The sequence below is a fragment of the Nocardioides halotolerans DSM 19273 genome, assembly GCF_000422805.1.
GTDB lineage: Bacteria > Actinomycetota > Actinomycetes > Propionibacteriales > Nocardioidaceae > Nocardioides > Nocardioides halotolerans.
The window spans coordinates 517532-540885 of sequence record NZ_KE383922.1; the positions used below are offsets into that span (position 1 = coordinate 517532).

The following is a 23354-nucleotide window of genomic DNA, read 5'->3' on the forward strand; positions in this document are numbered from 1 at the left end:
CACCGCCACGTCCGTACGGTGGAGACATGTCCCGGATTGCCGTCGTCGGCGGCTACGGCCAGATCGCCCGCCACCTCCACGTCGCGCTGCGCCGCTCGGAGCACGACCCCGTCGCGCTGGTGCGGAGGGAGGAGCACCGCGCCGAGCTGGGGTCGTGCGGCGCCGAGGTGCGGATGCTCGACATCGAGCAGACCGACGCCGAGGGGTTCGCCGCCGCGTTCGCGGGGTGCGACGCCGTGGTCTTCGCCGCCGGGGGCGGACCGGACGGCAACGTGGAGCGCAAGCGCACGGTCGACCTCGAGGGCTCGCTGAAGTCGGTCGAGGGTGCCCGGCTGGCCGGCATCGACCGGTTCGTGCAGGTCTCGGCGATCGGCGTCGACGACCCGCTGCCAGCGGACACGGGCGAGGTCTGGCGCGCCTACGTCGAGGCCAAGCGCGACGCCGACGCCGCCCTGCGGGCGAGCGACCTCGCGTGGACGATCATCCGGCCGGGCCGGCTCACCGACGACCCGGCCACCGGGCTGGTCTCCCTCGGTCCCGACGTCCAGCGCGGCGAGGTCACCCGGGCGGACGTGGCGGCGGTCCTGGCGGCGGTGCTGGACGAGCCGGGCACGGTCGGGCAGCAGTGGAACCTCGTCAACGGCCCAACGCCCGTCGCCGATGCCGTCCGTCAGTCGTCGTCGCCCAGCGCCGAGTAGGCGACCACCCCGCGACGCACGGCTCTGACGACCTCGCGGGCGGTGTCGCGCAGCGGCCCGTCGCCGGCGGCGTCGGCCACCTGCCCGGCGAGATCGAGCAGCTGCTTCGTCCACCGCACGAAGTCGCCGGCCGCGAGGTCGACGACGTTGAGCACGTCGTCGAGCTCCTCACCATCCGCCCAGCGGTGGGCCGCCCAGGCGAAGCCCGGGTCGGGCTGGCGCAGGAAGTCGAGGTGGTGCTCGCGCTCGAGCGCGTCGAGGCGGCCCCAGAGCCCGACCATCTGCCGGATCACCTCCTGGGCGCGGCCGCCGGGGACCCGGGGCGGTGAGGCGTCGTCCGGTCGGCGCGCCTCGAAGACCAGCACCGAGAGCACCGCGGCCAGCTCGGGCACGGTGAGGTCGTCCCAGAGGCCTAGGCGCAGGGCCTCGGCGGCGACCAGGTCGAGCTCGGAGTAGAGCCGCATCAGGCGCCGTCCCTGGTCGGTCACGGTGACCTGTCCGCCCTCGTCGGCGAGGTAGCCGAGCGCGGTGAGCACCTCGCAGACCCGGTCGAACTGCCGGGCGACGGTGTTGGTGCGGTTCTCGACCCGGCGCCGCAGCGTGGCCGCGTCGCGCTCGAGCTTGAACCAGCGCTGCGCCCACCGGTCGTGGTCCTCTCGGTCGGGGCAGGCGTGGCACGGGTGGGCGCGCAGCTGCGCCCGCAGGTCTGCGATCTCCCGCTCGGCGGCGGAGTCGGGCGCGCCGCGCTGCGGGCGCCCGCGGCCCGGCGGTGGCGGCGCGAGGTCGTGCGTGCGCGCCCGGAGCGCGGAGGCCAGGTCGCGGCGCATCTGCGGGTTGCGGGCGTTGAACGACTTCGGCACCTTGAGGCTGGCGACCGACGCGACGGGCACCGGGAAGTCGATGAGCGCGAGCCGCCGGGCCTGCCGGTCGGCGGTGACGACGAAGGGCCGCGGGTTCACGGCGTCCCAGCTCGGGTCGATCACGACGGCGTACCCGGCGAACTTGCCGGTCGGGACCTCGATCACGTCGCCCCGCTTCAGCAGGCGCAGCGACTCGATCGCCTCCTCCCGGTGGTCGGCCCGGCGGGCCTTGCTGGCGTTCTTCTCGACGTCGGAGATGCGGCGACGCAGGCCGGCGTACTCCAGGAAGTCGCCGAGGTCGCAGCGGGCCGACTCGGCGTAGCCCGCGAGCGCCTCCTCGGCCTTGCGCAGCTGGCGGGCGAGCCCGACGACGGCCTTGTCGGCCTGGAACTGGGCGAAGGACTGCTCGAGCAGCTCGCGCGAGGTCTCTCGGCCGTACTGGTGGACCAGGTTGACGGCCATGTTGTACGACGGCCGGAACGACGAGCGGAGCGGGTAGGTGCGGGTCGAGGCGAGGCCGGCGACCTCGCGGGGGTTCATGCCCGGCTGCCAGAGCACGACGCCGTGGCCCTCCACGTCGAGCCCGCGGCGGCCGGCTCGGCCGGTGAGCTGGGTGTACTCCCCCGGCGTGATGTCGGCGTGCGTCTCGCCGTTCCACTTCGTGAGCTTCTCGATGACCACCGTGCGCGCCGGCATGTTGATGCCCAGCGCCAGCGTCTCGGTCGCGAAGACGACCTTGCACAGGCCACGGACGAACAGCTCCTCGACCACGTGCTTGAACGCCGGGAGCATGCCGGCGTGGTGCGCGGCGACGCCGCGGGTCAGCCCGTCGAGGAAGTCGTGGTAGCCGAGGACGTGCAGGTCCTCCTCGGGCAGGTCGTGGCAGGCGGCCTCGACGTAGGCGTGGATCGTGTCGCGCTCCTCGGGCGTGGTCAGGCGCACGCCCGCGGCGAGGCACTGCTGGACGGCCGCGTCGCAGCCGACCCGGCTGAACACGAATGCGATCGCAGGTAGCAGCCCCTCGCGGTCGAGGCGCTCGACCACGTCCGCGCGGCTGGGGATCCAGACCCGGCGCCCGTTGCCGACGTTGCGGCCGTCCTTGGAGAACTTGGCCTTGGACGAGCCGGGCTTGCCCTTGCGCGGGGAGCGCCGGTCGCGCATGAGACGGGTGCTGGCCCAGTCGTCACGCGCGATCTTCATCAGCTCGCCATTGACCGGGGCGCCCTCCTTGACGAACCCCGCGGCGGCGTCGACGTCGGACGAGGCGAACAGGTCGAGCAGCCGCCGCCCGACCATCACGTGCTGGTAGAGCGGGACCGGCCGCCGCTCCTCGACGATCGTCGTGGTCTCGCCGCGGACGGTCTCGAGCCACTCGCCGAACTCCTCGGCGTTGCTCACCGTGGCGCTGAGGCTGACCACCGTCACCGACTCGGGGAGGTGGATCATGACCTCCTCCCACACCGCGCCCCGGGACCGGTCGGCGAGGTAGTGCACCTCGTCCATGACCACGAACCCGAGTCCCATCAGGGTCCGGCTGCCGGCGTAGAGCATGTTGCGGAGCACCTCGGTGGTCATCACGACCACCGGCGCCTCGCCGTTGACGACGTTGTCGCCGGTGAGCAGCCCCACCTCGTCGGGGCCGTAGCGGTCGACGAGGTCGTGGTACTTCTGGTTGCTCAGGGCCTTGATGGGGGTGGTGTAGAAGCACTTGCGGCCCGTGGCGAGGGCCAGGTGGATCGCGAACTCCCCCACCAGCGTCTTGCCGGACCCCGTCGGCGCAGCGACCAGCACGCCGCGCCCGTCCTCGATCTCCTGGCAGGCGCGGAGCTGGAAGTCGTCGAGCGGGAAGTCGTAGAGGGCGGTGAAGTCGTGGACCACGGGGTGGTCCTTGTGCTTCATGTGCGCCGCATACCGCTCCGACGGGGAGAGCTCGCCGGTACTCACTTCTCCCACCCTACGGAACGGGTCACACTCCCGAGGCCGCCCCGCCCTCGGCGTAGACGGTGAGCGCGCCGGCGGCGCACTCGACGGTCAGCGGGAGATCGCCGAAGCGCTCGCCGTCGGCGTACGTCGTGATGCCGGGGCTCGCGACCGTGACCGACCGGACCCGGTGGTGCTCGTACTGCGGGTGGCTGGTGTGGGTGCCGCTGAACAGCTTGGGGTAGGTCTTCACCAGCGACGTGCGGCTCATCGGCTTGATCACGACGACGTCGAGCATCCCGTCGTCGAGCAGGGCGCCCTCGGTGATCCGCAGCCCGCCCCCGAACGACGGCCCGTTGCCCACCGAGACCATCATCGCCTCGAGCGTCACCTGCCGCCCGTCGAGGTCGAGCGTGTAGTGCAGCGGCTTGAAGACGCGCAGCTCGGAGAGCGTGGCGAGGTTGTAGCGCATCTGGCCCTTGGGCCAGGTCATCCGGTTGGCCCTCTCGTTGACGAGCGCGTCGAAGCCGGCGCAGAGCACGGTCGCGAAGTACTTGCTGCCGGCCATCGCGAGGTCGACCTGCCGGGTCGTCCCCCTGACGACCGCCTCCACCGCGGCGACGGGGTCCTTGCGCGGTAGGTCGAAGTAGCGCGCCACGTCATTGCCGGTGCCGGCCGGGACGATCCCGAGCGCGGTGCCGGTCGTCGCGACGGCCTGCACGCCGAGGTGCACCATGCCGTCGCCGCCGATCACCACGAGGGCGTCGACGCCGTCCTGCACGGCCGCCCGCGCGAGGTCGAGCGCCTCGTCGGCGTCCCGCCCGCTCAGGTCGCGCACGCTCAGCCCGGCGCCGCGCAGCCGCTCCAGCACCGCCGCCCGCGCCCGCCCGCCGCGCCCCTTCCCCGAGGTCGGGTTGGTGAGCAGGGCGATGTCTCGGGCCACGCGCGCAGACTAGGGCACCCGGCCACTGCGTTGCGCTCATCCCGCGGGTGGCCGATCGATCAGCAACCCCGGCGGGTGACTGATCGATCAGCAACCCTGGGAGGTGACTGATCGATCAGCAACCCTGGGAGGTGACTGATCGATCAGCAACCCTGGGAGGTGACTGATCGATCAGCAAGGCGCTCCGCGGGGGACTCGCGCCCGGAGGCTGTGGAGAACGGCCACCGGCTGCCGACGAATGGGGAAGGGTCCAGGCATGGACTCACCCTTCGTGCGGTTGGACGACCGCGAGTACGCCGAGATCCTCACCGATGCTGCCTTCTTCGTGATCTCCGGGAAGGGCGTTGACCGGTTCAGCGTGCGCGCCCTGGCGCGCTGGATGAAGGTGAGCCCGGCGGCGATCCTGAACGACTACAGCCGGGGGCGGACCCTCGCGATGATCGCCGGGAGGTTCGGGCAGCGATGGCTCGCGTGGTCGGCCGGGGACCCGTTGTTCGGGCCGACTCCCGCGAGGGTGCCGCTCCGGCTGCCCGAAGGCCCCGATGAGCAGCTCGGCATCCGGGTGCTCGGGGCCTTGCAGCTGCTGGCGGAGGGCGAGCGGGTGCGTGGCAACGGCGTGCCGGCCAGCCAGCTCGACCGCCTTCGCGAGGAGGAGCTCGCGTTGCTGCGGCAGAGGCTCCGTGACGCGCTCCGATGTTGCGGGGCCGCACCCGACGACCGGCACGTGGCCGGCATCATGGCACTGACGCGAGGACTCCGGGAGACCCTCGCCGATGCCGAGAGTCGGCTGACACCGACGGAGGCCACAGAGATCCTGAGCGGCTACGTGGCCGCCGCGCACGCGACCGGGTGCGATGGTCGGCTACCGGACGGGGAGCCCGTCAGCTGAGGCCGAGCCGGACAGACCAGCGGGCGGGGTCGGCGCCGACCGCACGGGCGACGCGGGTCAGCGCCACGAGGACCTCCTCGGACGTCCACGACGTCCCGGGGGCCGCCACCGTGGCTCGCCCGTCGCGGCTCAGCAGCAGCACCTGCCCGTGCCGCCAGCTCTGGTGGACGCGGGTGCGGGTGGCCTCGTCGAGCACCGGGGCCGGGTAGGCCTGGTCGACGGCGAGCAGGTCGCACGCGAGGGTCTCGTCGGCGCCGCCGGTGAGGTGGCCTGCGACGAGGTGTCCGCCGAGGCCCGTGTCGGTGGCCCACGCCACCGGTCCGTCGCCCAGCCAGTCCGGGAGGTCGAAGGGGTCGAGGTCGGCGATCGCCGGCGCGGTCACAGCGGGGACACCTCGTCGTCGGCCCACTGGTCCGTGGAGTCGCGACCACGGCCCCGGGCGCGGTCCACCAGGCGCGCGATCACCTCTGCGATGAGGAACAGGATCAGCATCGGGATGGCCAGGAACAGCATGGAGAACGGGTCCGTCGACGGGGTGCCGACCGCGGCGAAGACGAACGTCGCGACGATGATCCACGGCCGGTAGCGGCCGAGCTGACGCCCCGACACCACGCCGGCGAGGTTGAGCATCACGACGAACAGCGGGATCTCGAAGGCGATGCCGAAGATCAGCAGCATCCGGCTGATGAAGGAGAAGAACTGTGGCAGCTCGACGAGGTTCGTCACCTCGTCGGGCGTGAAGCCGATCAGGACCTCGATCGCCTTCGGGAGCACGTAGTAGCCCACCGCGACCCCGGCGAAGAACAGCGGTCCGGCGATGGCCGCGAAGATGCGCGACCATTTCCGCTCGCCGGGGTGCAGCCCGGGCAGGATGAACGCCCAGATCTGGTAGAGCCAGTACGGCGAGGCCGCGACGAGCCCCGCCAGGCCGCAGAGCTTGAGCTGGAAGGTCAGGCCGGCGGCGACGCCGTTGATGACGGGCTCGGTCTGGGTGCCCTCGGGGAGCCGGGCCTTCGCGTCCTCGTACGGGTTCAGGATCAGCTGGTAGAGGTCGTGGTAGAAGTACAGCGCCACGCAGAACGCGATGACGACGACCAGGGCCGAGCGCAGCAGACGGGCCCGGAGTTCACGCAGGTGGTCGGAGAGCGCCATCCGCCCGTCGGGGCCGACCGGGTGCTGCGGGCCTCCCTTGAGGAACCCCGCGAGGCGCTTGATCAACGGCGGGCGGTCAGGCGGTGTCGCCGCGCTGGAGCTTCTCCGCCTCGGCGTCCAGCTGGGCCTGCCGCTCGGCCAGGTCGCGCTGCTTGGCCTCCAGCTCGAGCTGGGCCTGGCTCTGCGTGGCGGTCGTCGTCGTGGTGGCGTCGGCCTCGTCGTCGTCCATCAGACCCTTGGTCTCCGCCTTGAAGATCCGCAGTGCCCGGCCGCTGCCTCGCGCCAGCTCGGGGAGCTTGGAGGCGCCGAAGAGGAGCACGATGACCAGCACGATCAGGATCAGCTCGGTCGGCCCGAGGTTGGCGATGAGCGGGGCGGTCATGAGGGGTCCTCACGTGGTCGGTGCAGAGTGTCTCCAGCGTACTCGTCGGTCAGCCGTAGAGGCTGAGCGCCCGCTGCGCGGCGGCGGTGAACGTGTCGGCGTAGCCCGCCGGGGACACCACCCGGGCGTGCGGGGCCAGGCGCAGCAGCAGCCTGGTCAGCCAGCGCTCGTCGGCGACGAGGAGGACGACCTCCAGCCGGTCGTCGCCGACCTCGCGGACCTCCTCGACCGGGTAGTACGACGGCATCCAGCGTGCCTCGGGCTCGAGCAGCAGCGTGACCGGGGTGACGTCGCTGGACTGGCTGAAGATCCCGTCAGCGAGGTCTCGTGGCCCTTCCTGGGGTGTCTCCACCGGGTCGTCGAGCACCTCGGCGTGGTCGATCCGGTCGAGGCGGAACAGGCGCGGGGCCTCCGCGCTGTGGCACCACGCGTCGAGGTAGAGGTGGCCGGCCGTGACGACGCCCCTCGGGTCGACCACGCGCTCGGACTGCTCGTCGCGGCTCGGGATGTAGTAGCTGAGCCGCACCTGCCGGCCACGGTCGGCGGCGGTCTGGAGGTCACGGGCCAGCAGGGCGAGGTCGGTGTCGGCCGCGCCGTCGCCGGGATCGATCTGGGCGGCCGCGAGGCCCGGCGCCGACCCGGGGCCGGAGCCCTGGGCGGCCGCCGCCTCGAGCTTGGCCAGCGCGCGGTCGACGACCTCGCGGGTGTCGTCCTTCGCGCCGTTGCGCAGCGCGCGCAGCGCCACGATGACCGCCGAGGCCTCGGTCGCGCTCAGCCGCAGGGGCCGGGCGAGGTAGTCGGCGTTCGACACCTTGATCACGCCGTCGGCGCGTACGCCGTCGGGGCCCTCCAGCGCATCGAGGTCGACGTCGATGAGGTCGTCGGGGTAGCCGCCCGGGAGGCCGCACATGAACAGCACCTTGAGGTCGCCGAACAGCTGGTCGGGGTCGACGCCGAGCGCCTTCGCGGCGTCGTCGAGCCGGACCTCGCCGTGGGCGTGGAGGTACGGCACCAGGGTCAGCAGGCGCGCCACCTGGTCCTTGGCGCTGGGCTGTGCGCTCACGCGGTCTCCCCGATCATGGCCTCGCCCACGGCCGCCCGCAGCCGGTCGACCACCCGCACGCGGAGCGCGAGCGGCTCCTCGACGTACACATCGGCGCCGTAGCCCAGGACCTCGTCGGCGAGCCCCAGCGCGCCGCGCTCGAGCACCAGACGGTCCCAGATGGACTCGGTGTCCGGCCCGGTCACGCCCTCCTCGACGTCGTCGGCGCCGCGTCGCAGCGTGTGCCCGGCACCCTTGCGCACCAGCAGCACCACGCGCTCGGTCGACGGCTCGGGCGCCAGCCGCCGCGCCACCTCACTCACGTCGGTGCCGGGCGGGATCTCGTAGGAGCCTGGCGGGCCCGCCTTCGTCGCCTTGCCCTGCACCCGGGAGAGGCGGAAGATCCGCTCGGCCTCGCGGTCGGTGTCGTAGCCCACGACGTACCAGCGGCCGGAGTAGCGCGCCACGCCCCACGGCTGGAGGTGCCGGCTGCGGACCTCGGTGTCGCCGGAGCGGATGTAGTCGAACCGGACCGGCGTGCGCTCCTGCGTGGCCTCCCAGAACACGTCGAACGACGGCTCGTCGGCGCTCAGCCGCGGCTCGACGATGTCGAGCGCGGTGAGGTCGACGTCGATGCCCAGCGCGGTGAGCTTGCGGACCGCCTCCGTCGTGGCCTCCGCCAGCCGGGCGTGCTGCCAGACCTTGGTGGCGACACCGATGACGGCCGCCTCGTCGGAGGTGAGGCTGATGTCGGGGAGCGCGAACTCGTCGGGCCGGATGCGGTAGCCGGGCTCGTCGTCGAAGAACGCGTCGATCTGCCCAACCTCGATCGGCACGCCGAGGCTGCGCAGCTCGTCCTTGTCGCGCTCGAACATCTTCTCGAACGCGTCGGGGCTGGAGTCGGCGTAGAGGATCTCGCGGATCCGCTCCTTCGACACGTAGTGCCGCTGGACGAGCAGCATGATCAGCAGGTTGAGGAGCCGCTCGCTCTTCTCCGCTGCCATGCGACTGATCCTAGGGGGCCGTCAGGCAGCACCCAGGATGTCGATGAGGAAGACGAGCGTGGCGTCCTTGGGGATGCCGCTGTCGGGGCTGCCCTCGGCTCCGTAGCCGAGCTCGGAGGGGATCTCGAGCACCACTCGCGAGCCGACCGGCATGCCGTCGAGGCCCTTGTCCCAGCCCTTGATGACCGCTCCGGTGCCGATGCTGAACGTCGTCGGCGCACCCGTGCCGGTGTCGCCGAAGTTCTCGTCGAACGGCTTCTCGCCGTCGAACGCCTGCCCGAGGTAGCGGACCGCGATCGTCTGGCCCTTCTTCACGCGCGGGCCCGTGCCCCGGATCAGCTGGAACTTGCGGAGGTCGTCGGTCGGGTCGGGGGCGTCGGTGAAGTCGAAGCCCTGGATGACGCCGTCGCGGAACTTCGGCTTCGGCATCCAGTCGGGTGCGTCCGCCTCCTCGCCCTCCGGCGCGTCGAGGACCTTCGACACCAGGTCGATGAGCACCAGGACGCTGTCCTTGTTGGCGATCCCGAGCTGGGAGTTGCCGGTCACGCCGAACGCCTCCTCGGCCGAGGCGGTGACCGCCAGGCGGGAGCCGACCTTCGCGTCCTTGATGCCGGCGAGGAACTCCGGCAGCTGGTCGTCGACGGTCAGCATCTCGGCCTTCTTCTCCTCGTAGGTGCTGAAGGCCTCCTTCTGCGAGTAGCCGTTGCCGATCCACAGCTGGGCCATCACGGCGTCGTCGGCCGCGAGCGCGTCGCCGTCACCCTCGGTGACGGTCTCGGTCTCGACCTTCCCGGCCTTCATGACGCCCTTCCACTTCACCTCGGGCGCCGAGCCGACGTCGCCTGAGATCGTGACGGCATCGAGCCGGTCGTAGGTCTTGCCGCCCACCAGCGGGTCGCCGGACGACGTGTCGTCGCCGCACGCCGTCAGGAGGAGCGCGCTGCAGGCGAGCAGCGCGGGCACGACGGCCAGCTTGCGGGAGCGAGGTCGAAACAGCGAAAGCACGGGCGGAACCCTAACGGGCGAGGCTGAGAGTTCTCACATCGCAAGCCACCGCTGGTTGAGGAGGTCGCGCAGCGACCGTCTCGAAACCACCAAGCGAAGGCACCCGCTGTCCCCCCGCTGATCGAGCCTGTCGAGATCACCGCAGCCACGCCACCGGGGCCGAGCAGCTCCCAGCGCCGGCTGCGGTGGTTCGAGACGCGTCGCTGCCGGCTCCTACGTCGCCGTCAGCCGACGCTCCTCAACCTCTCCGCCTGATCGGGCACTGCGCTCGTTCCTCGCGCACTGCCCGGGCTCCTACATCCCGTCGATGAGGCGCTGGACCCGCTCGTCGTACGCCCGGAACGGGTCCTTGCACAGGACGGTGCGCTGCGCCTGGTCGTTGAGCTTGAGGTGCACCCAGTCGACGGTGAAGTCGCGGCGGCGCTCCTGGGCGCGGCGGATGAACTCACCGCGCAGCCGCGCGCGGGTGTTCTGGGGCGGCACCGACTTGGCCTCGAAGATCTTCAGGTCGGTGGTCACCCGGGCGACCGCACCGCGCCGCTCGAGCAGGTAGTAGAGGCCGCGGCCCCGGTGGATGTCGTGGTAGGCCAGGTCGAGCTGGGCGATGCGGGCGTGACCGAGCGGGAGGCCGTGCTTGGCCCGGTAGCGGTCGATGAGCTTCCACTTGATGACCCAGTCGATCTCACGGTCGACGAGCCCGAGGTCGTCGGACTCGACGGCCTTGAGCCCGCGCTCCCACAGGTCGAGCGCCGCCTCGATGGTGGGGGTGCTGATCTGGCGACGGTCGACGAAGTCGCGGGCCTTGGCGAGGTACTCCCCCTGGATCTCCAGGGCGGACGCCTCACGCCCGTTGGCGAGCCGCACCTTGCGCCGGCCGGTGACGTCGTGGCTGATCTCGCGGATGGCGCGAATGGGGTTCTCCATCGTGAGGTCGCGCATCACCACGCCCTCCTCGATCATCCGGAGGACCAGGTCGCAGGAGGCCACCTTGAGCATGGTGGTCGTCTCGCTCATGTTGGAGTCGCCGACGATCACGTGCAGGCGGCGGTACTTCTCGGCGTCCGCGTGCGGCTCGTCGCGGGTGTTGATGATCGGCCGGCTCCGGGTGGTGGCGCTCGAGACGCCCTCCCAGATGTGCTCGGCGCGCTGCGAGACGCTGTACGACGCCCCGCGCGGCGTCTGCGTGATCTTGCCGGCGCCGACGACGATCTGGCGGGTCACCAGGAACGGGATCAGCACGTCGGCCAGCCGGCTGAACTCCCCCGCCCGCCCGACCAGGTAGTTCTCGTGGCAGCCGTAGGAGTTGCCCGCCGAGTCAGTGTTGTTCTTGAACAGGTAGATCTCGCCGGCGATGCCCTCGTCGTGCAGCCGCTGCTCGGCGTCGAGGAGCAGCCCCTCGAGCACCCGCTCCCCCGCCTTGTCGTGGGTCACCAGCTCGATCACGTCGTCGCACTCGGGCGTGGCGTACTCGGGGTGACTGCCGACGTCGAGGTAGAGCCGGGCGCCGTTGCGCAGGAACACGTTGCTGCTGCGGCCCCAGCTGACCACCTTGCGGAACAGGTAGCGGGCGACCTCGTCGGGGCTGAGCCGGCGCTGGCCCTTGAACGTGCACGTGACGCCGTACTCGTTCTCGATGCCGAAGATGCGCCGGTCCACGCTTCAAGCCTACGGGGCGGACGGGTCCTGAGGGGGCGCGACGGGCGGAGGAGCCGGAGGTGCCACGGGGTCCTGGAGGGGCGGCGCGTCGCCGCTCTCCTGGTCGGTGGGGTCCTTGGGGTCGTCGGGCGAGGCGTCGGTGGCCGCGGTGCCGGGCGGGTGGTCGGCGCCCTCCTCGACGGGGTTGGCCGTCGACGGGCCGCGGTCGCCGAGGAGCCTCTCGAGCCGGGCCGGGCCGATCCGGCTGAACTTCCGCGGCTGGGTGCGGGTCCGGTCGAGGACGGCGACCTCGAGGTCCTTGACCGGGATCACCCGGTCGTCGGTCTCGCCGCGCTCGTTGGTCGAGCGCCCCAGCGCCGACACCGCGAGCGCGAGCGCCTCGGTGAGCGAGCAGCCCTCCTGGTAGTGCTCGGAGAGGTAGCTCGCGACCACGTCGGCGGCGCCGCCCACCACGGCGTAGCCGTGCTCGTCGGCCACCTGGCCGTCGTAGGTGAGGCGGTAGAGCTGGTCCTCCGCGGCCGAGTCGCCGATCTCGGCGACGAAGATCTCGACCTCGTAGGGCTTCTCGCCACCACTGGAGAAGATCGTGCCGAGCGTCTGGGCGTAGGCGTTGGCCAGCCCGCGCGCCGTGACGTCGCGGCGGTCGTAGGCGTAGCCGCGCATGTCCGCGAGCCGCACGCCCGCGATCCGGAGGTTCTCGAACTCGTTGTAGCGCCCGACCGCCGCGAACGCGATGCGGTCGTAGATCTCCGAGATCTTGTGGAGCGCCTGGGAGACGTTCTCGGAGGCGAGCAGGATGCCGTCGGCGTACTGCACCGCGACCATCGAGCGACCCCGGGAGATGCCCTTGCGCGCGAAGTCGGCCCGGTCCTTCATCAGCTGCTCGGGCGAGACGTAGAACGGCATGCTCATGAGGCGCTGCCCCCGGTCGTCAGCGGGGCGGCCGGCCCGTCGGGCCGGGTCATCCGGCCCGCGATCACCCGGTCGGCGATCGCGGCGACGTCGTCGTCGAGCAGGCGGCGGCCGCCCTCGGCGGTGATGAGCTGCACCACCGGGAAGATCCGGCGGGTCAGGTCGGGGCCTCCGGTGGCGGAGTCGTCGTCGGCGGCGTCGTAGAGCGCCTGGATGACGGCCTCGACGCACTGCTCGGCGGAGAGGTCCTCGCGGTAGAGCTTCTTCAGCGACCCGCGCGCGAACAGGGAGCCCGACCCCACCGAGTGGAACGCCGTCTCCTCGTAGCGGCCGCCGGTCACGTCGTAGCTGAAGATCCGGCCGATGCCGGCCTCCATGTCGAAGCCCGCGAACAGCGGGACCACGGCCAGGCCCTGCATGGCCATGCCGAGGTTGGAGCGGATGAGCGCCGCGAGCCGGTTGGCCTTGCCGTCCATCGACAGCGTCGAGCCCTCGATCTTCTCGTAGTGCTCGAGCTCGACCTGGAACAGCCGGACCATCTCGACCGCGATGCCGGCTGTGCCGGCGATGCCCACAGCGGAGAACTCGTCGGCCGGGAACACCTTCTCGATGTCGCGCTGGGCGATGATGTTGCCCATCGTGGCGCGCCGGTCGCCGGCCATCACCACGCCGCCCGGGAACGTCGCCGCGACGATCGTCGTGCCGTGGGGGGCGAGGTCGCCGGCGCTGCCCTGCGGGAGGGTGCGGCGCGCGGGCAGCAGCTCGGGAGCCTGGTCGGAGAGGAAGTCGGCGAACGACGAGACGCCGGGCTGGAGGAACGCCGCCGGCAGACGGGAGTCAGCCCCCTGGTGCGGAGTCACTCGCCGCCCTTCTGGATGAAGGACTTCACGAAGTCCTCGGCGTTGGTCTCGAGCACGTCGTCGATCTCGTCGAGGATGGCGTCGACGTCGTCGTCCAGCGCTTCCTTGCGCTCGGCGACGTCGCTCTCGGTGACCTCCTCGGTGGACTCCTCCACCTCCGAGGACTTGCGCGGCTGCTTCTGCTCCTGTGCCATACCGAAACCCTATCCGGCCCTCGGTGGCTGAGGTGTGAGGAGCGCCAGCGACGAGCCTCGAAGCCTCCGCCGCGTGGGCACCCGCCGTTACCGTCGCTCCGTGACCGCCGAGCCGCCCGTCAGCCCGCTGCTGGAGTTCGACCCCTCACCCGTCGCGTTCCTGGAGCCGGCCGCGACCGTGACCCGACGCGACGTCCCCGAGGCGTGCGTGGTCACGTTCTTCGGCGACGTGGTCCAGCGGCTCGTGGAAACCGGGCGCGGCCAGGTGCTGGCCGAGAATGTCTGGGAGGACGGCCCGCACCCCCTGCTGGAGCTCGACCACGAGGGGCGGCGCGTCGCGGTGCTCCACTCCGGGGTGGGAGCCCCGCTGTCCGTGGGCCTGCTGGAGCAGGCCATCGCAACGGGGTGCCGGGCCTTCGTCGTGTGCGGTGGCGCGGGCGCCCTGCGTCAGGACCTGGTCGTCGGGCACCTGGTGCTGGTCGACTCGGCGGTCCGCGACGAGGGCACCTCCCACCACTACGCGCCGGCCGCACGGACCATCGACGCCGACCCGCAGGCGCTCGCGGTCCTGGCCGAGGTGCTGCGCGAGCGGGGCGCGACGTACGTCGCGGGTCGGACCTGGACGACCGACGGTCCCTACCGCGAGACCCCGGCCAAGATCGCGGCCCGGCGGGCCGAGGGCTGCCTGACCGTCGACATGGAGGCGGCCGCGCTGGCCGCCGCGGCGGCGTTCCGGGGGGTGCCGCTGGCGCAGGTCGTCTACGCCGGCGACGACCTCTCGGGCGAGCTCTGGGACCGGCGCGAGTGGCAGTCGCAGACCGAGGTGCGCGAGGAGCTGCTCGCCCTCGCCGCCACCGCGGCGCTCCGGCTCGCCGACCTGAGCCTCAACGGGTGAGCTCGGCGACGAGCGCCTCGGCGGTGTCGGAGCGGTCGAGCAGGTCGCCCACGTGCGCCTTGCTGCCCCGGAGCGGGTCGATGGTCGGGACCCGCTGGAGCGACTCGCGCCCCGGCAGGTCGAAGATCACCGAGTCCCAGGAGGCGGCGGCCACCTCGGAGGCGAACTTCTCCAGGCACCGCCCCCGGAAGTAGGCGCGGGTGTCCTCGGGCGGGTCGTGCATCGCGGCCTCGATGGTGGGGTCGTCGAGCAGCCGCTCGATCCGGCCGGCCTGCGCGAGGCGGTGGTAGAGCCCCTTCTCGGGACGGATGTCGGAGTACTGGTAGTCGATCAGCTGCAGCTTGGCGTCGTCCCAGTCGAGGCCGTCGCGCTGGCGGTACTGCTCGAGGAGCTTGAGCTTGGCCACCCAGTCGAGCTCGCCGGCCAGCAGCATCGGGTCGCGCTCGAGCCGGTCGAGCACCGACTCCCAGCGGGCCAGCACGTCGAGGGTCTGCTCATCCGCGTCGGACCCGAGCCGGTCCTCGACGTACTTGCGGGCCAGGTCAAGGTACTCCAGCTGCAGCTGCACGCCGGTCAGCGTCCGGCCGTCGTTGAGCATCACCGTCTGCTTGAGCGTCGGGTCGTGCGAGATGGCGCGCAGCGCCGAGACCGGACCGTCGATCGTGAGGTCCTGGGTGATGAACCGCTCCTCGATCATCGACAGCACCAGCGCGGTGGTGCCGACCTTGAGGTACGTCGAGACCTCGGCGAGGTTGGCGTCGCCGATGATCACGTGCAGGCGGCGGTACTTCTCCGGGTCGGCGTGCGGCTCGTCGCGGGTGTTGATGATCGGTCGCTTCAGCGTGGTCTCGAGCCCGACCTCGACCTCGAAGAAGTCGGCGCGCTGGCTGATCTGGTAGCCGTCCTCGCGGCCGTCCTGGCCGATGCCGACCCGGCCGGCGCCGGTGAACACCTGACGGCTGACGAAGAACGGCGTGAGGTGCCGCACGATGTCGGCGAACGGGGTCGCACGGCGCATCAGGTAGTTCTCGTGCGCGCCGTAGGAGGCGCCCTTGTTGTCGGTGTTGTTCTTGTAGCAGACGATCGGCGTGCCGCCCGGCAGCTGACCGGCCCGCCGGGCCGCGTCGAGCATCACGAGCTCCCCCGCCTTGTCCCACCGCACGATGTCGCGCGGGGTGGTGACCTCCGGCGTGGAGTACTCCGGGTGGGCGTGGTCGACGTAGAGCCGGGCGCCGTTGGTGAGGATCACGTTGGCGAGGCCGAGGTCCTCGTCGGTGAGCTGGGTCGGGTCGGCGATCTGGCGCGACATGTCGAAGCCCCGGGCGTCGCGCAGCGGCGACTCCTCCTCGAAGTCCCAGCGGGCGCGGCGCGCCTTGACGGTCGCCGAGGCGTAGGCGTTGACGACCTGCGAGGACGCCACCATGGGGTTGGCCAGGGGCTGGCCGACCACCGAGATGCCGTACTCCACCTCGGTGCCCATGACGCGTCGCACAGACATGGTTCCAGCGTACGGGTAGGGCGCGGGCGGATCGGCGCACGTATCTTGGGGAGCGTGGGCTGGTGGTCGGAGCGCGTCGTCCCCCGGATGGCCGACAAGAGCCTGTCCTCGCGCCCGATCATGGACCTGCGTCGCGAGGTCTGCGCCGGGCTCTCCGGCCGGGTTCTGGAGATCGGCTTCGGCAGCGGGCTGAACCTCTCCGCCTATCCGGCCGTGGTCGACTCCGTGGACGCCGTCGAGCCCTCCGACACGGGCTGGGAGCTGTCATCGGGGCGCAGGGCCACGGCCTCCGTGCCGGTCGACCGGGTGGGCCTCGACGGCCAGCGGCTCGCGGCCGCCGACGCGACGTACGACGCCGCGGTGTCGACCTTCACCCTGTGCACGATCCCGGACGCGACGACGGCCTTGGCCGAGGTACGCCGTGTGCTCCGGCCCGGTGGCACCCTGCACGTGCTGGAGCACGGCCTCGCGCCGGACGCGCGGGTGGCCGCGTGGCAGCACCGCCTCGACGGCCTGCAGGGCCGCATCGCTGCCGGGTGCCACCTGACCCGCGACGCTCCCGTCCTCGTCGAGGACGCCGGCTTCAGGGTCGAGCGGCTCGACCGGGCCTACCTGCCCGGCCCGAGCCTGTCGAAGCCGTGGACGTTCGTCTCGCTTGTTGTCGCGGTGCGCCCGTGAGCGACGTCGAGACGGACCGGTCCGCGCGCGCGATCGCGGCGGCCGAGCGCCTCGGCCTCGCCCACGAGGTCACCCGGCACGGCCCGGTGCGCTCGCTCGAGGAGGCGGCGGCCGCACGGGGCGTCGAGCCGCACCAGCTCGTCAAGACGATGGTGGTCCGGGTCTCCGAGGGCGAGCACGTGTTCGTGCTGGTGCCCGGCGATCGCGAGATCGCCTGGGCCAAGCTCCGCGCATTGCTCGGCGTCAACCGGCTCACCATGGCCACCGCGGAGTCGGCGTACGACGTGACGGGCTACGTGCGCGGCACGATCACCCCGCTCGGCAGCCAGACGGCGCTGCCGGTGGTCGCCGACGCCTCGATCGAAGGCCGGATCAGCCTCGGCGGCGGCGCCCACGGCGTCGCCCTGGCGGTGGACGCAGCCGACCTGGCCGCCGCGCTGGGCGCGACGGTCGCCGACGTCACCTAGAAGATCCCGCCGCCGTGCGCCCCGGGCGGGTTGTGCCGCTGGCCCTCCAGCGTGCCCATCCCCTTCGCGGCCTCACGGGCGCTGACTGAACCCCTGGGACGGAGCGAAGCGCGGAGCGGCTGCCGAACCACGCGAGCGCGAACAGCGCCGTCGCCGCTGCCGCCAGGACGAGCACGACCACCGTGGTGCTCATGTCAGAACCCGCTGGGCGGGTTGCCCTGGACGTTGCCTGTCACCGTCGATCCGGTGGCGTTGCGTTCCGCCTGCCCACCGCCCGGAGCGCGGCTGAGCCGCCACGGCTCCTTGTTTCCGCGCCGGGACCGGTTGCCCCGAGCGGCGAGCGCCACCAAGAGCGCCACCACCACGGCCACGCCGATCCAGAACCCCATGACTAGAGGTACTGACCGGTGTTGGGGACGGTGTCGATCGAGCGGCCGGGCTCGGTGCCCTGCTTGCCGGTGATGAGCGTGCGGATGAACACGATCCGCTCGCCCTTCTTGCCGGAGATCCGCGCCCAGTCGTCGGGGTTGGTGGTGTTGGGGAGGTCCTCGTTCTCCTTGAACTCGTCGACGCACGCCTGGAGCAGGTGCGAGACGCGCAGCCCGTGCTGCTGCTGGTCGAGGAAGTCCTTGATCGCCATCTTCTTGGCGCGGTCGACGATGTTCTGGATCATCGCGCCGGAGTTGAAGTCCTTGAAGTAGAGGACCTCCTTGTCGCCGTTGGCGTAGGTCACCTCGAGGAAGCGGTTCTCCTCGGTCTCGGTGTACATCCGCTCGACGGTCGCCTGGATCATCCCGGCGACGGTCGCCTCGCGGTCGCCGCCGAACTCCGCGAGGTCGTCGGCGTGCAGCGGCAGCTCGGAGGTGAGGTACTTCGAGAAGATGTCGCGCGCCGACTCGGCGTCGGGCCGCTCGATCTTGATCTTCACGTCGAGGCGGCCCGGCCGCAGGATCGCGGGGTCGATCATGTCCTCGCGGTTGGAGGCGCCGATGACCAGCACGTTCTCCAGCAGCTCGACGCCGTCGATCTCGCTGAGCAGCTGGGGGACGATGGTGTTCTCCACGTCGGAGGAGACGCCGGAGCCGCGGGTGCGGAAGAGCGAGTCCATCTCGTCGAAGAACACGATGACCGGCGTGCCGGCGCTGGCCTTCTCACGGGCGCGCTGGAAGACGAGCCGGATGTGCCGCTCGGTCTCGCCGACGTACTTGTTGAGCAGCTCGGGGCCCTTGATGTTGAGGAAGTAGGACTTCCCCTCCTGGCCGGTCTTGGTGGCGACCTTCTTGGCCAGCGAGTTGGCGACCGCCTTGGCGATCAGCGTCTTGCCGCAGCCGGGCGGGCCGTAGAGCAGCACGCCCTTCGGCGGGCGCAGCTGATGCTCCTTGAACAGCTCGGGGTGCAGGTAGGGCAGCTCGACGGCGTCCTGGATCGCCTCGATCTGGCCGCGCAGGCCGCCGATGGACTCGTAGGCGATGTCGGGGACCTCCTCGAGGACGAGCTCCTCGACCTCGGACTTCGGCACCTTCTCGTAGACGTAGCCCGCCCGCGAGTCGAGCAGCAGCGAGTCGCCGGCCCGGATCGTGTCGGCCCGCAGCGGCTCGGCGAGGCGCACCACACGCTCCTCGTCGGCGCTGGCGATGACCAGCGCGCGGTCGCCGTCGGCCAGCAGCTCCTTGAACATCACGACCTCGCCGACCTGCTCGTAGTCGAGCGCAGCGACGACGTTGAGCGCCTCGTTGAGCATGACCTCCTGACCGCGGTAGAGGTGGTCGAGGTCGACGCTCGGGCTGACGTTGACCCGCAGCTTGCGCCCGCCGGTGAAGACGTCGATCGAGTCGTCGTCGTTGCGGCCCAGGAAGGTGCCGAACCCGGCCGGCGGCTGCGCCAGGCGGTCGACCTCCTCCTTGAGCTTCATGATCTGGTCGCGGGCCTCGCGCAGGGTCTGGGCGAGCCGCTCGTTCTGGGAGGTCACCGCGGCGAGCGAGCGCTGCGCGTCGGCGAGGCGCAGCTCGAGACCGCGCGAGCCGGTCGGCGCGTCGCTGAGCCGACGCCGGAGGTCGGTGACCTCGGCCTCGAGGAAGCGCACCTGGCTCATGAGCTCGTCGGGGGTCCGGCCCCCACCGGCACCGCTGGACCTCTCCGGGCTGTCCGAAGTCATGGCGTCACCTCCTGTGAAAACGACCCTACTCGCGAACGACGGCCGCCCAAGGGGATATCCGCGCCGGGTCGATCACGAATTGGGCGCGATCCGGAAGCGGCGTCGTGCCCGAGGTCAGTCGTCGGCCGGCTCGGCCGGGACGCCGGGCGGCCGCGGGCCGAGGTAGTCGGGACCGTAGGCACCGGGAGCCGGGCGGCGGCGCTTGAGCGGCGGCTTCTGGCCCGGCGCCATCCTGCGGGCGGTGACGAGGAACGCCGTGTGGCCGATCATCGAGTGCCCGGGACGGACCGCGAGCCCCTCCACGTGCCAGTCACGGACGAGCGACTCCCACGCCGCCGGCTCGGTGAAGCCACCGTGCACCCGCACGGTCTCGACGAACCGCGAGAGCTGGGTGGTCGTGGCGACGTACGCGCACACGATGCCTCCGGGACGCAGCGCGTCGGCCGCCACGTCGAGGCACTCCCAGGGGGCGAGCATGTCCAGCACGATCCGGTCGCACCGCTCTCCCGACTGCGGGAGCAGCTCGGCGAGGTCGCCGACGTGGAGGGTCCAGGCGGGGTGGCTGCGCCCCTCCTCGTCGGTGCCGAAGAACTGCGTGACGTTGCGCCGTGCCACCTCGGCGAACTCCTCGCGGCGCTCGTACGACGTGACCCGGCCCTCCGGGCCGACCGCCCGCAGCAGCGAGCACGTCAGCGCTCCGGAGCCGGCGCCCGCCTCGACGACGTGCGCGCCCGGGAACACGTCGACCAGGGCGACGATCTGCGCGGCGTCCTTGGGGTAGATGACCGCCGCGCCGCGCGGCATCGAGATCACGAACTCCGAGAGCAGCGGCCGGAAGACGAGGTACTCACCACCGCCGGAGGAGGTGACCGTGAACCCCTCCTCGCGCCCGATCAGCTCGTCGTGGTCGAGGTGCCCCTTGTTGGAGAAGAACCGCTTGCCGGGCTCGAGGCAGAAGTTGTGGCGGCGTCCCTTGCCGTCGACGAGCCGCACCCACTCCCCCGCGCGCAGCGGGCCGCGGTGCACCCCGGACCAGGCTGGGTCGGCAGCGGTGCTCGGGTCTGGCTCGGCCACCCCGGGAACCTACAGGCCCGCCCTCGTCGAGGCTCAGTCCGGCACGGACCGGAACGCCCGGTCGACGTCGGCCATGGTGAGGACGCCGTAGATGGAGCCGTCGTCCTCGAGCAGGAGGTACTCCGTCGCCGGCGAGCGCTGCATCGCCCGCACGAGCTCCTCCCCGGTGATGCCCACGGGCAGCGAGAGCCCGTCGTCGACGCCACGGGCGACGGTCGAGACGGCCAGCCAGGGCCGGCGGTCCTCCGGCGTGGCCAGCAGCGCGCTCTCGTTGACGACCCCGACCGGGCGGCCGCTGCCGGTCACCGTGACGATCGCCCCGGCCTGCGCCTCGCGGGCGCGACGCACGGCCTCGGAGAGCGGCAGGTCCTCGGGCACCGCGAGCGTGCGACGCGCGAGGTCGCGCGCGACCAGCTGCGGGAGACGTCGACGCACCTTGGCGGACTGCAGGGCCGCGGTCGCGCCGTTCCAGAGGAAGAAGCCGATGACGAACGCCAGGATGAAGTCGAAGACGTCGGACTCCACCCCGAGCAGCGACTCCTGCGCGAGCGGCCAGAGCATCACCGCGAACGCCGTGACCCGGCCGCCCCAGGCCGCGGCGACCGTGCCGCGGTGCGCGCTGCCGGTCAGCTTCCAGACCGCGGACTTCAGTACGCGGCCGCCGTCCAGGGGCAGCCCGGGCACCAGGTTGAGCGCGCCCACCAGCAGGTTGCCGAACGCCAGGCCCTCGACGGCCATCTGCAGGAGCCCCTCCGGCACGACGAACCAGAGCCCGAGCGCGGCCAGCCCGACCGCGATCGACGTCAGCGGGCCGACGACCGCGATCCAGAACTCCTGGCGGGGCTTCTTCGCCTCGGCCTCGATGGCCGTGACGCCGCCGAGGAAGTGCAGGGTGATCGAGGAGACCGGGAAGCCGTAGTGGCGGGCGGCGTAGGCGTGCGAGGCCTCGTGCAGCAGCACGGACAGGTAGAGCACCACCGCGAACGCGAGCCCCGCGACGTACTTCCACGCCCCGAGGCCGGGGTGCACCGCCTCGGCGCGCGGCGCGATCACGACGGCGATCAGCGCCGCCACCACGAACCACGACGACGTGACGAGCACGTCGCTGCCGGCGATCGTGCCGATCTTGAACGTGCCGGGCGGGCGCGGCGCCTGGGGGCTCGCCTGCGGTCCGGACACGTGGCAACGCTAGGGCATGGGTCCCAAGGTGGGCCCGAGCCTGGACCCGGGCGCTGTCGGTGACCACGGCTACGGTGCGGGTCATGGGCTCGATGAGCGCGGCACCGATCGACCGCAAGGTCCGTGGCGTGCTGTCCCCGAGCCGTGCCGGCGACTTCCTGGCCTGCCCGCTCCTGTTCCGCTACCGCACCATCGACCGGCTGCCCGAGGGCTCCTCCCCCGACGCCGTCCGCGGCACGCTGGTCCACCAGGTGCTGGAGGAGATCTTCGACCTCCCGGCCGCCGAGCGGACCCCCGCGGCGGCCCACCGCCTGCTCGAGCCCGCCTGGCGCCAGCTCCAGCTGGTGTCGCGGCAGGCCCGCGAGGTCGCGGCCGGCCTCGACGAGCCGGTCTGGCTCGACTCGGCGCGCACCGCGCTCGACAAGTGGTTCGTGCTGGAGGACCCCACCCGGCTCGAGCCGGCCGAGCGCGAGGTGTTCGTCGAGGCGACCCTCGACTCCGGCCTGTCGCTGCGCGGCATCGTCGACCGGCTCGACGAGCGGCCCGACGGCGCCCTGCGCGTGGTCGACTACAAGACGGGAAGCGCAGTCTCCGAGGGGTTCGAGTTCAAGGCGCTGTTCCAGCTGCGCATCTACGCCCTGATCCTGTGGCGCAGCCGCGGGGTGGTCCCCCGCATGCTCCAGCTGGTCTACCTCGGCGCGACGAGCGAGATCGTGCGCTACGAGCCCGACGAGGCCGACCTGCTGGCCACCGAGCGCAAGGTCGACGCCCTCTGGGAGGCGATCGAGCTGGCCCGCGAGACCGGCGAGTTCCTGCCCAGCCGGGGCAAGCAGTGCGACTGGTGCGCGTTCAAGGCCCACTGCCCCGCCTGGGGCGGCGAGCTGCTGCCGATGCCCGCGCCCCCGTCGCCGTGGGCCCGTCTCAAGCGCCAGGTGCGGCAGCGCTGGAGACGCATCAGGCGCCGGCTGCGAGGACGGCGCTGAGCTGTGGATGACCCGCCCGGCACAGGCCTCCTCCGGCGTAGGGTGATGGTCGACGACCGCACGAACACGCGGAAGGAGGCTGGCCGTGAACGACGCGCAGACGTGGACGCTCATCGCCGGGTTCTTCGCGCTGATGGTGACCATGATCAGCCTCACCCTGCGTGCGGTGCGCGCCGAGATCGGTGGTCTACGCAGCACTCTCGAGGCCAGGCTCGACCACCTCGACCGTGACGTCCAGGCCGTGATCAACCGCCTGATGGACGGCTGATCAGAGCCAGCTCCTCGACGGTCAGACCGGCGAGGGTGTCCCTGAACACCCGGCCCGGCCCGTCGAGCACCCGCACGTGGTTCTCCACCACCAGCACGGTGCAGCCGGCGGCCTCCGCCGACTTCGCGCCCGTGTTGGAGTCCTCGATGGCCAGGCACTCCTCGGGAGGCGCGCCGAGCGCCGCCGCCGCGGTGAGGTACGGCTCGGGGTGCGGCTTGCCCTGCTCCACCTGGTCGCCGGTCATGACGACCGCGAACGTCTCGGGCGGCAGCTGGGCCAGGATCGGCGCCACGAACCGCTGGTAGGACATCGTGGCCAGGCCGCACCGCACGCCCGAGGCGCGCAGCGAGTCGAGCAGCTCGACCGCGCCCGGGCGCCACGGCACCTGCTGCTCGACCTTGGCCACGACGCCGTCGAGGAGCTCCTCGACGATCGCCTCCGGCGAGAGGTCGAGGCCCATGACGCGCTGGATGTAGCGGCCGGAGTCGACCAGGTCGCTGCCGACCAGCTCCATCGCGTCGGCGCGGGTCCACGTGGCGTCGTACTTCTCGGCCATCGCGAACTCGGTCGCGATCCAGTACGGCTCGGTGTCGACCAGCGTGCCGTCCATGTCCCAGAGGACCGCGCGCACTAGGCCACG

The 23354-nt window shown here is 71.8% G+C and carries 25 protein-coding genes; 7 read left to right on the top strand and 18 right to left on the bottom strand.

Features of this window, described 5'->3' with window-relative positions:
* Nucleotides 1-26 precede the first annotated feature (26 nt).
* Entirely contained in the window at nucleotides 27-698 is a 672-nt protein-coding gene (locus G514_RS0113140; RefSeq protein ID WP_028652118.1) for an NAD(P)H-binding protein, read from the top strand.
* Here the strand turns inward: G514_RS0113140 and G514_RS0113145 are convergent.
* Together G514_RS0113145 and G514_RS0113150 are read right to left on the bottom strand one after the other, a co-directional pair.
* Nucleotides 671-3457, bottom strand: a complete 2787-nt coding sequence (locus G514_RS0113145) for a DEAD/DEAH box helicase (RefSeq protein WP_051247428.1) — start codon at nucleotides 3455-3457, stop codon at nucleotides 671-673. The two genes, G514_RS0113140 and G514_RS0113145, sit on opposite strands and share 28 nt — an antisense overlap.
* A 67-nt stretch (nucleotides 3458-3524) precedes the next feature.
* On the bottom strand, nucleotides 3525-4421 hold the full coding sequence (locus G514_RS0113150) for a diacylglycerol kinase (RefSeq protein ID WP_028652120.1): 897 nt from the start codon (nucleotides 4419-4421) through the stop codon (nucleotides 3525-3527).
* 277 nt (nucleotides 4422-4698) lie between these two features.
* Here G514_RS0113150 and G514_RS0113155 point away from each other — a divergent pair, with 277 nt between their 5' ends.
* Nucleotides 4699-5310: a hypothetical protein gene (locus G514_RS0113155; RefSeq protein WP_157544782.1), complete on the top strand. Its 612-nt coding sequence runs from the start codon at nucleotides 4699-4701 to the stop codon at nucleotides 5308-5310.
* On the opposite strand, the gene G514_RS0113160 is transcribed toward G514_RS0113155, so the two are convergent.
* The 10 genes from G514_RS0113160 to G514_RS0113205 all read right to left on the bottom strand — a co-directional run bounded on the left by G514_RS0113160 (nucleotide 5303) and on the right by G514_RS0113205 (nucleotide 13517).
* Complete coding sequence (locus tag G514_RS0113160) at nucleotides 5303-5692, bottom strand: hypothetical protein (protein WP_028652122.1); 390 nt, start codon at nucleotides 5690-5692, stop codon at nucleotides 5303-5305. The two genes, G514_RS0113155 and G514_RS0113160, sit on opposite strands and share 8 nt — an antisense overlap.
* Entirely contained in the window at nucleotides 5689-6528 is an 840-nt protein-coding gene (gene tatC / locus G514_RS0113165; protein ID WP_028652123.1) for a twin-arginine translocase subunit TatC, read from the bottom strand. The genes G514_RS0113160 and tatC overlap by 4 nt, the downstream gene beginning before the upstream one ends.
* Nucleotides 6529-6538: 10 nt before the next feature.
* Nucleotides 6539-6844: a Sec-independent protein translocase subunit TatA gene (tatA, locus tag G514_RS0113170; protein WP_051247429.1), complete on the bottom strand. Its 306-nt coding sequence runs from the start codon at nucleotides 6842-6844 to the stop codon at nucleotides 6539-6541.
* 49 nt (nucleotides 6845-6893) lie between these two features.
* Entirely contained in the window at nucleotides 6894-7907 is a 1014-nt protein-coding gene (locus tag G514_RS0113175) for a helix-turn-helix transcriptional regulator (protein ID WP_028652125.1), read from the bottom strand.
* Nucleotides 7904-8890, bottom strand: a complete 987-nt coding sequence (locus G514_RS0113180; RefSeq protein WP_028652126.1) for a helix-turn-helix transcriptional regulator — start codon at nucleotides 8888-8890, stop codon at nucleotides 7904-7906. Before G514_RS0113180 ends, G514_RS0113175 begins: the two co-directional genes overlap by 4 nt.
* A gap of 21 nt (nucleotides 8891-8911) precedes the next feature.
* Nucleotides 8912-9895 carry an FKBP-type peptidyl-prolyl cis-trans isomerase gene (locus G514_RS31150; protein ID WP_157544784.1) on the bottom strand — a complete coding sequence of 328 codons (984 nt, stop codon included), beginning with the start codon at nucleotides 9893-9895 and terminating at the stop codon, nucleotides 8912-8914.
* Between the two features lie 294 nt (nucleotides 9896-10189).
* On the bottom strand, nucleotides 10190-11551 hold the full coding sequence (gene pafA, locus G514_RS0113190; RefSeq protein WP_028652128.1) for a Pup--protein ligase: 1362 nt from the start codon (nucleotides 11549-11551) through the stop codon (nucleotides 10190-10192).
* Between the two features lie 9 nt (nucleotides 11552-11560).
* Nucleotides 11561-12463, bottom strand: a complete 903-nt coding sequence (prcA, locus tag G514_RS0113195; protein ID WP_028652129.1) for a proteasome subunit alpha — start codon at nucleotides 12461-12463, stop codon at nucleotides 11561-11563.
* Complete coding sequence (gene prcB / locus G514_RS0113200) at nucleotides 12460-13323, bottom strand: proteasome subunit beta (protein WP_028652130.1); 864 nt, start codon at nucleotides 13321-13323, stop codon at nucleotides 12460-12462. Before prcB ends, prcA begins: the two co-directional genes overlap by 4 nt.
* The gene (locus G514_RS0113205) at nucleotides 13320-13517 is read right to left on the bottom strand and encodes a ubiquitin-like protein Pup (RefSeq protein WP_028652131.1); all 198 of its coding nucleotides are present in this window, start codon (nucleotides 13515-13517) and stop codon (nucleotides 13320-13322) included. Before G514_RS0113205 ends, prcB begins: the two co-directional genes overlap by 4 nt.
* 100 nt (nucleotides 13518-13617) lie before the next feature.
* On the opposite strand from G514_RS0113205, the gene G514_RS0113210 reads away from it, so the two are divergent.
* Nucleotides 13618-14412 (top strand): nucleoside phosphorylase, encoded by a 795-nt coding sequence (locus G514_RS0113210; protein WP_028652132.1) that lies wholly within the window; start codon nucleotides 13618-13620, stop codon nucleotides 14410-14412.
* Here the strand turns inward: G514_RS0113210 and dop are convergent.
* Complete coding sequence (gene dop / locus G514_RS0113215; RefSeq protein WP_028652133.1) at nucleotides 14402-15910, bottom strand: depupylase/deamidase Dop; 1509 nt, start codon at nucleotides 15908-15910, stop codon at nucleotides 14402-14404. The two genes, G514_RS0113210 and dop, sit on opposite strands and share 11 nt — an antisense overlap.
* Before the next feature lie 54 nt (nucleotides 15911-15964).
* On the opposite strand from dop, the gene G514_RS26645 reads away from it, so the two are divergent.
* Together G514_RS26645 and G514_RS0113225 are read left to right on the top strand one after the other, a co-directional pair.
* Complete coding sequence (locus G514_RS26645) at nucleotides 15965-16588, top strand: class I SAM-dependent methyltransferase (protein ID WP_036564657.1); 624 nt, start codon at nucleotides 15965-15967, stop codon at nucleotides 16586-16588.
* A complete protein-coding gene (locus G514_RS0113225; RefSeq protein ID WP_028652134.1) occupies nucleotides 16585-17055 on the top strand; it encodes an aminoacyl-tRNA deacylase in 471 nt (156 codons plus the stop codon). Before G514_RS26645 ends, G514_RS0113225 begins: the two co-directional genes overlap by 4 nt.
* Before the next feature lie 194 nt (nucleotides 17056-17249).
* On the opposite strand, the gene G514_RS0113230 is transcribed toward G514_RS0113225, so the two are convergent.
* The 4 genes from G514_RS0113230 to G514_RS26650 form a co-directional block, all read right to left on the bottom strand.
* Nucleotides 17250-17444 (bottom strand): hypothetical protein, encoded by a 195-nt coding sequence (locus G514_RS0113230; protein WP_028652135.1) that lies wholly within the window; start codon nucleotides 17442-17444, stop codon nucleotides 17250-17252.
* Between the two features lie 2 nt (nucleotides 17445-17446).
* On the bottom strand, nucleotides 17447-19210 hold the full coding sequence (gene arc / locus G514_RS0113235; protein WP_028652136.1) for a proteasome ATPase: 1764 nt from the start codon (nucleotides 19208-19210) through the stop codon (nucleotides 17447-17449).
* Between the two features lie 114 nt (nucleotides 19211-19324).
* Complete coding sequence (locus G514_RS0113240; protein WP_281167618.1) at nucleotides 19325-20284, bottom strand: tRNA (adenine-N1)-methyltransferase; 960 nt, start codon at nucleotides 20282-20284, stop codon at nucleotides 19325-19327.
* A gap of 33 nt (nucleotides 20285-20317) precedes the next feature.
* Entirely contained in the window at nucleotides 20318-21463 is a 1146-nt protein-coding gene (locus G514_RS26650; protein ID WP_036564660.1) for a site-2 protease family protein, read from the bottom strand.
* An 83-nt stretch (nucleotides 21464-21546) separates the two neighbouring features.
* Between G514_RS26650 and G514_RS26655 the strand changes: the two genes are divergently transcribed.
* Both G514_RS26655 and G514_RS0113255 read left to right on the top strand, forming a co-directional pair.
* Nucleotides 21547-22446, top strand: coding sequence for a RecB family exonuclease (locus G514_RS26655; protein WP_084152085.1), 900 nt, complete (start codon nucleotides 21547-21549; stop codon nucleotides 22444-22446).
* 85 nt (nucleotides 22447-22531) lie between these two features.
* Nucleotides 22532-22714, top strand: coding sequence for a hypothetical protein (locus G514_RS0113255; RefSeq protein ID WP_028652138.1), 183 nt, complete (start codon nucleotides 22532-22534; stop codon nucleotides 22712-22714).
* Here G514_RS0113255 and G514_RS0113260 read toward each other — a convergent pair.
* On the bottom strand, nucleotides 22692-23345 hold the full coding sequence (locus G514_RS0113260; protein ID WP_245582200.1) for an HAD family hydrolase: 654 nt from the start codon (nucleotides 23343-23345) through the stop codon (nucleotides 22692-22694). The two genes, G514_RS0113255 and G514_RS0113260, sit on opposite strands and share 23 nt — an antisense overlap.
* Nucleotides 23346-23354 lie beyond the last annotated feature (9 nt).

Coding starts and splice junctions, on each gene's coding strand:
- tatA (WP_051247429.1), bottom strand. CDS start 6,844: ATGACCGCCCCGCTCATCGCCAACCTCGGGCCGACCGAGCTGATCCTG.
- G514_RS0113140 (WP_028652118.1), top strand. CDS start 27: ATGTCCCGGATTGCCGTCGTCGGCGGCTACGGCCAGATCGCCCGCCAC.
- G514_RS0113180 (WP_028652126.1), bottom strand. CDS start 8,890: ATGGCAGCGGAGAAGAGCGAGCGGCTCCTCAACCTGCTGATCATGCTG.
- arc (WP_028652136.1), bottom strand. CDS start 19,210: ATGACTTCGGACAGCCCGGAGAGGTCCAGCGGTGCCGGTGGGGGCCGG.
- G514_RS26655 (WP_084152085.1), top strand. CDS start 21,547: ATGGGCTCGATGAGCGCGGCACCGATCGACCGCAAGGTCCGTGGCGTG.
- dop (WP_028652133.1), bottom strand. CDS start 15,910: ATGTCTGTGCGACGCGTCATGGGCACCGAGGTGGAGTACGGCATCTCG.
- G514_RS0113145 (WP_051247428.1), bottom strand. CDS start 3,457: ATGAAGCACAAGGACCACCCCGTGGTCCACGACTTCACCGCCCTCTAC.
- G514_RS0113205 (WP_028652131.1), bottom strand. CDS start 13,517: ATGGCACAGGAGCAGAAGCAGCCGCGCAAGTCCTCGGAGGTGGAGGAG.
- prcA (WP_028652129.1), bottom strand. CDS start 12,463: ATGAGCATGCCGTTCTACGTCTCGCCCGAGCAGCTGATGAAGGACCGG.
- G514_RS0113230 (WP_028652135.1), bottom strand. CDS start 17,444: ATGGGGTTCTGGATCGGCGTGGCCGTGGTGGTGGCGCTCTTGGTGGCG.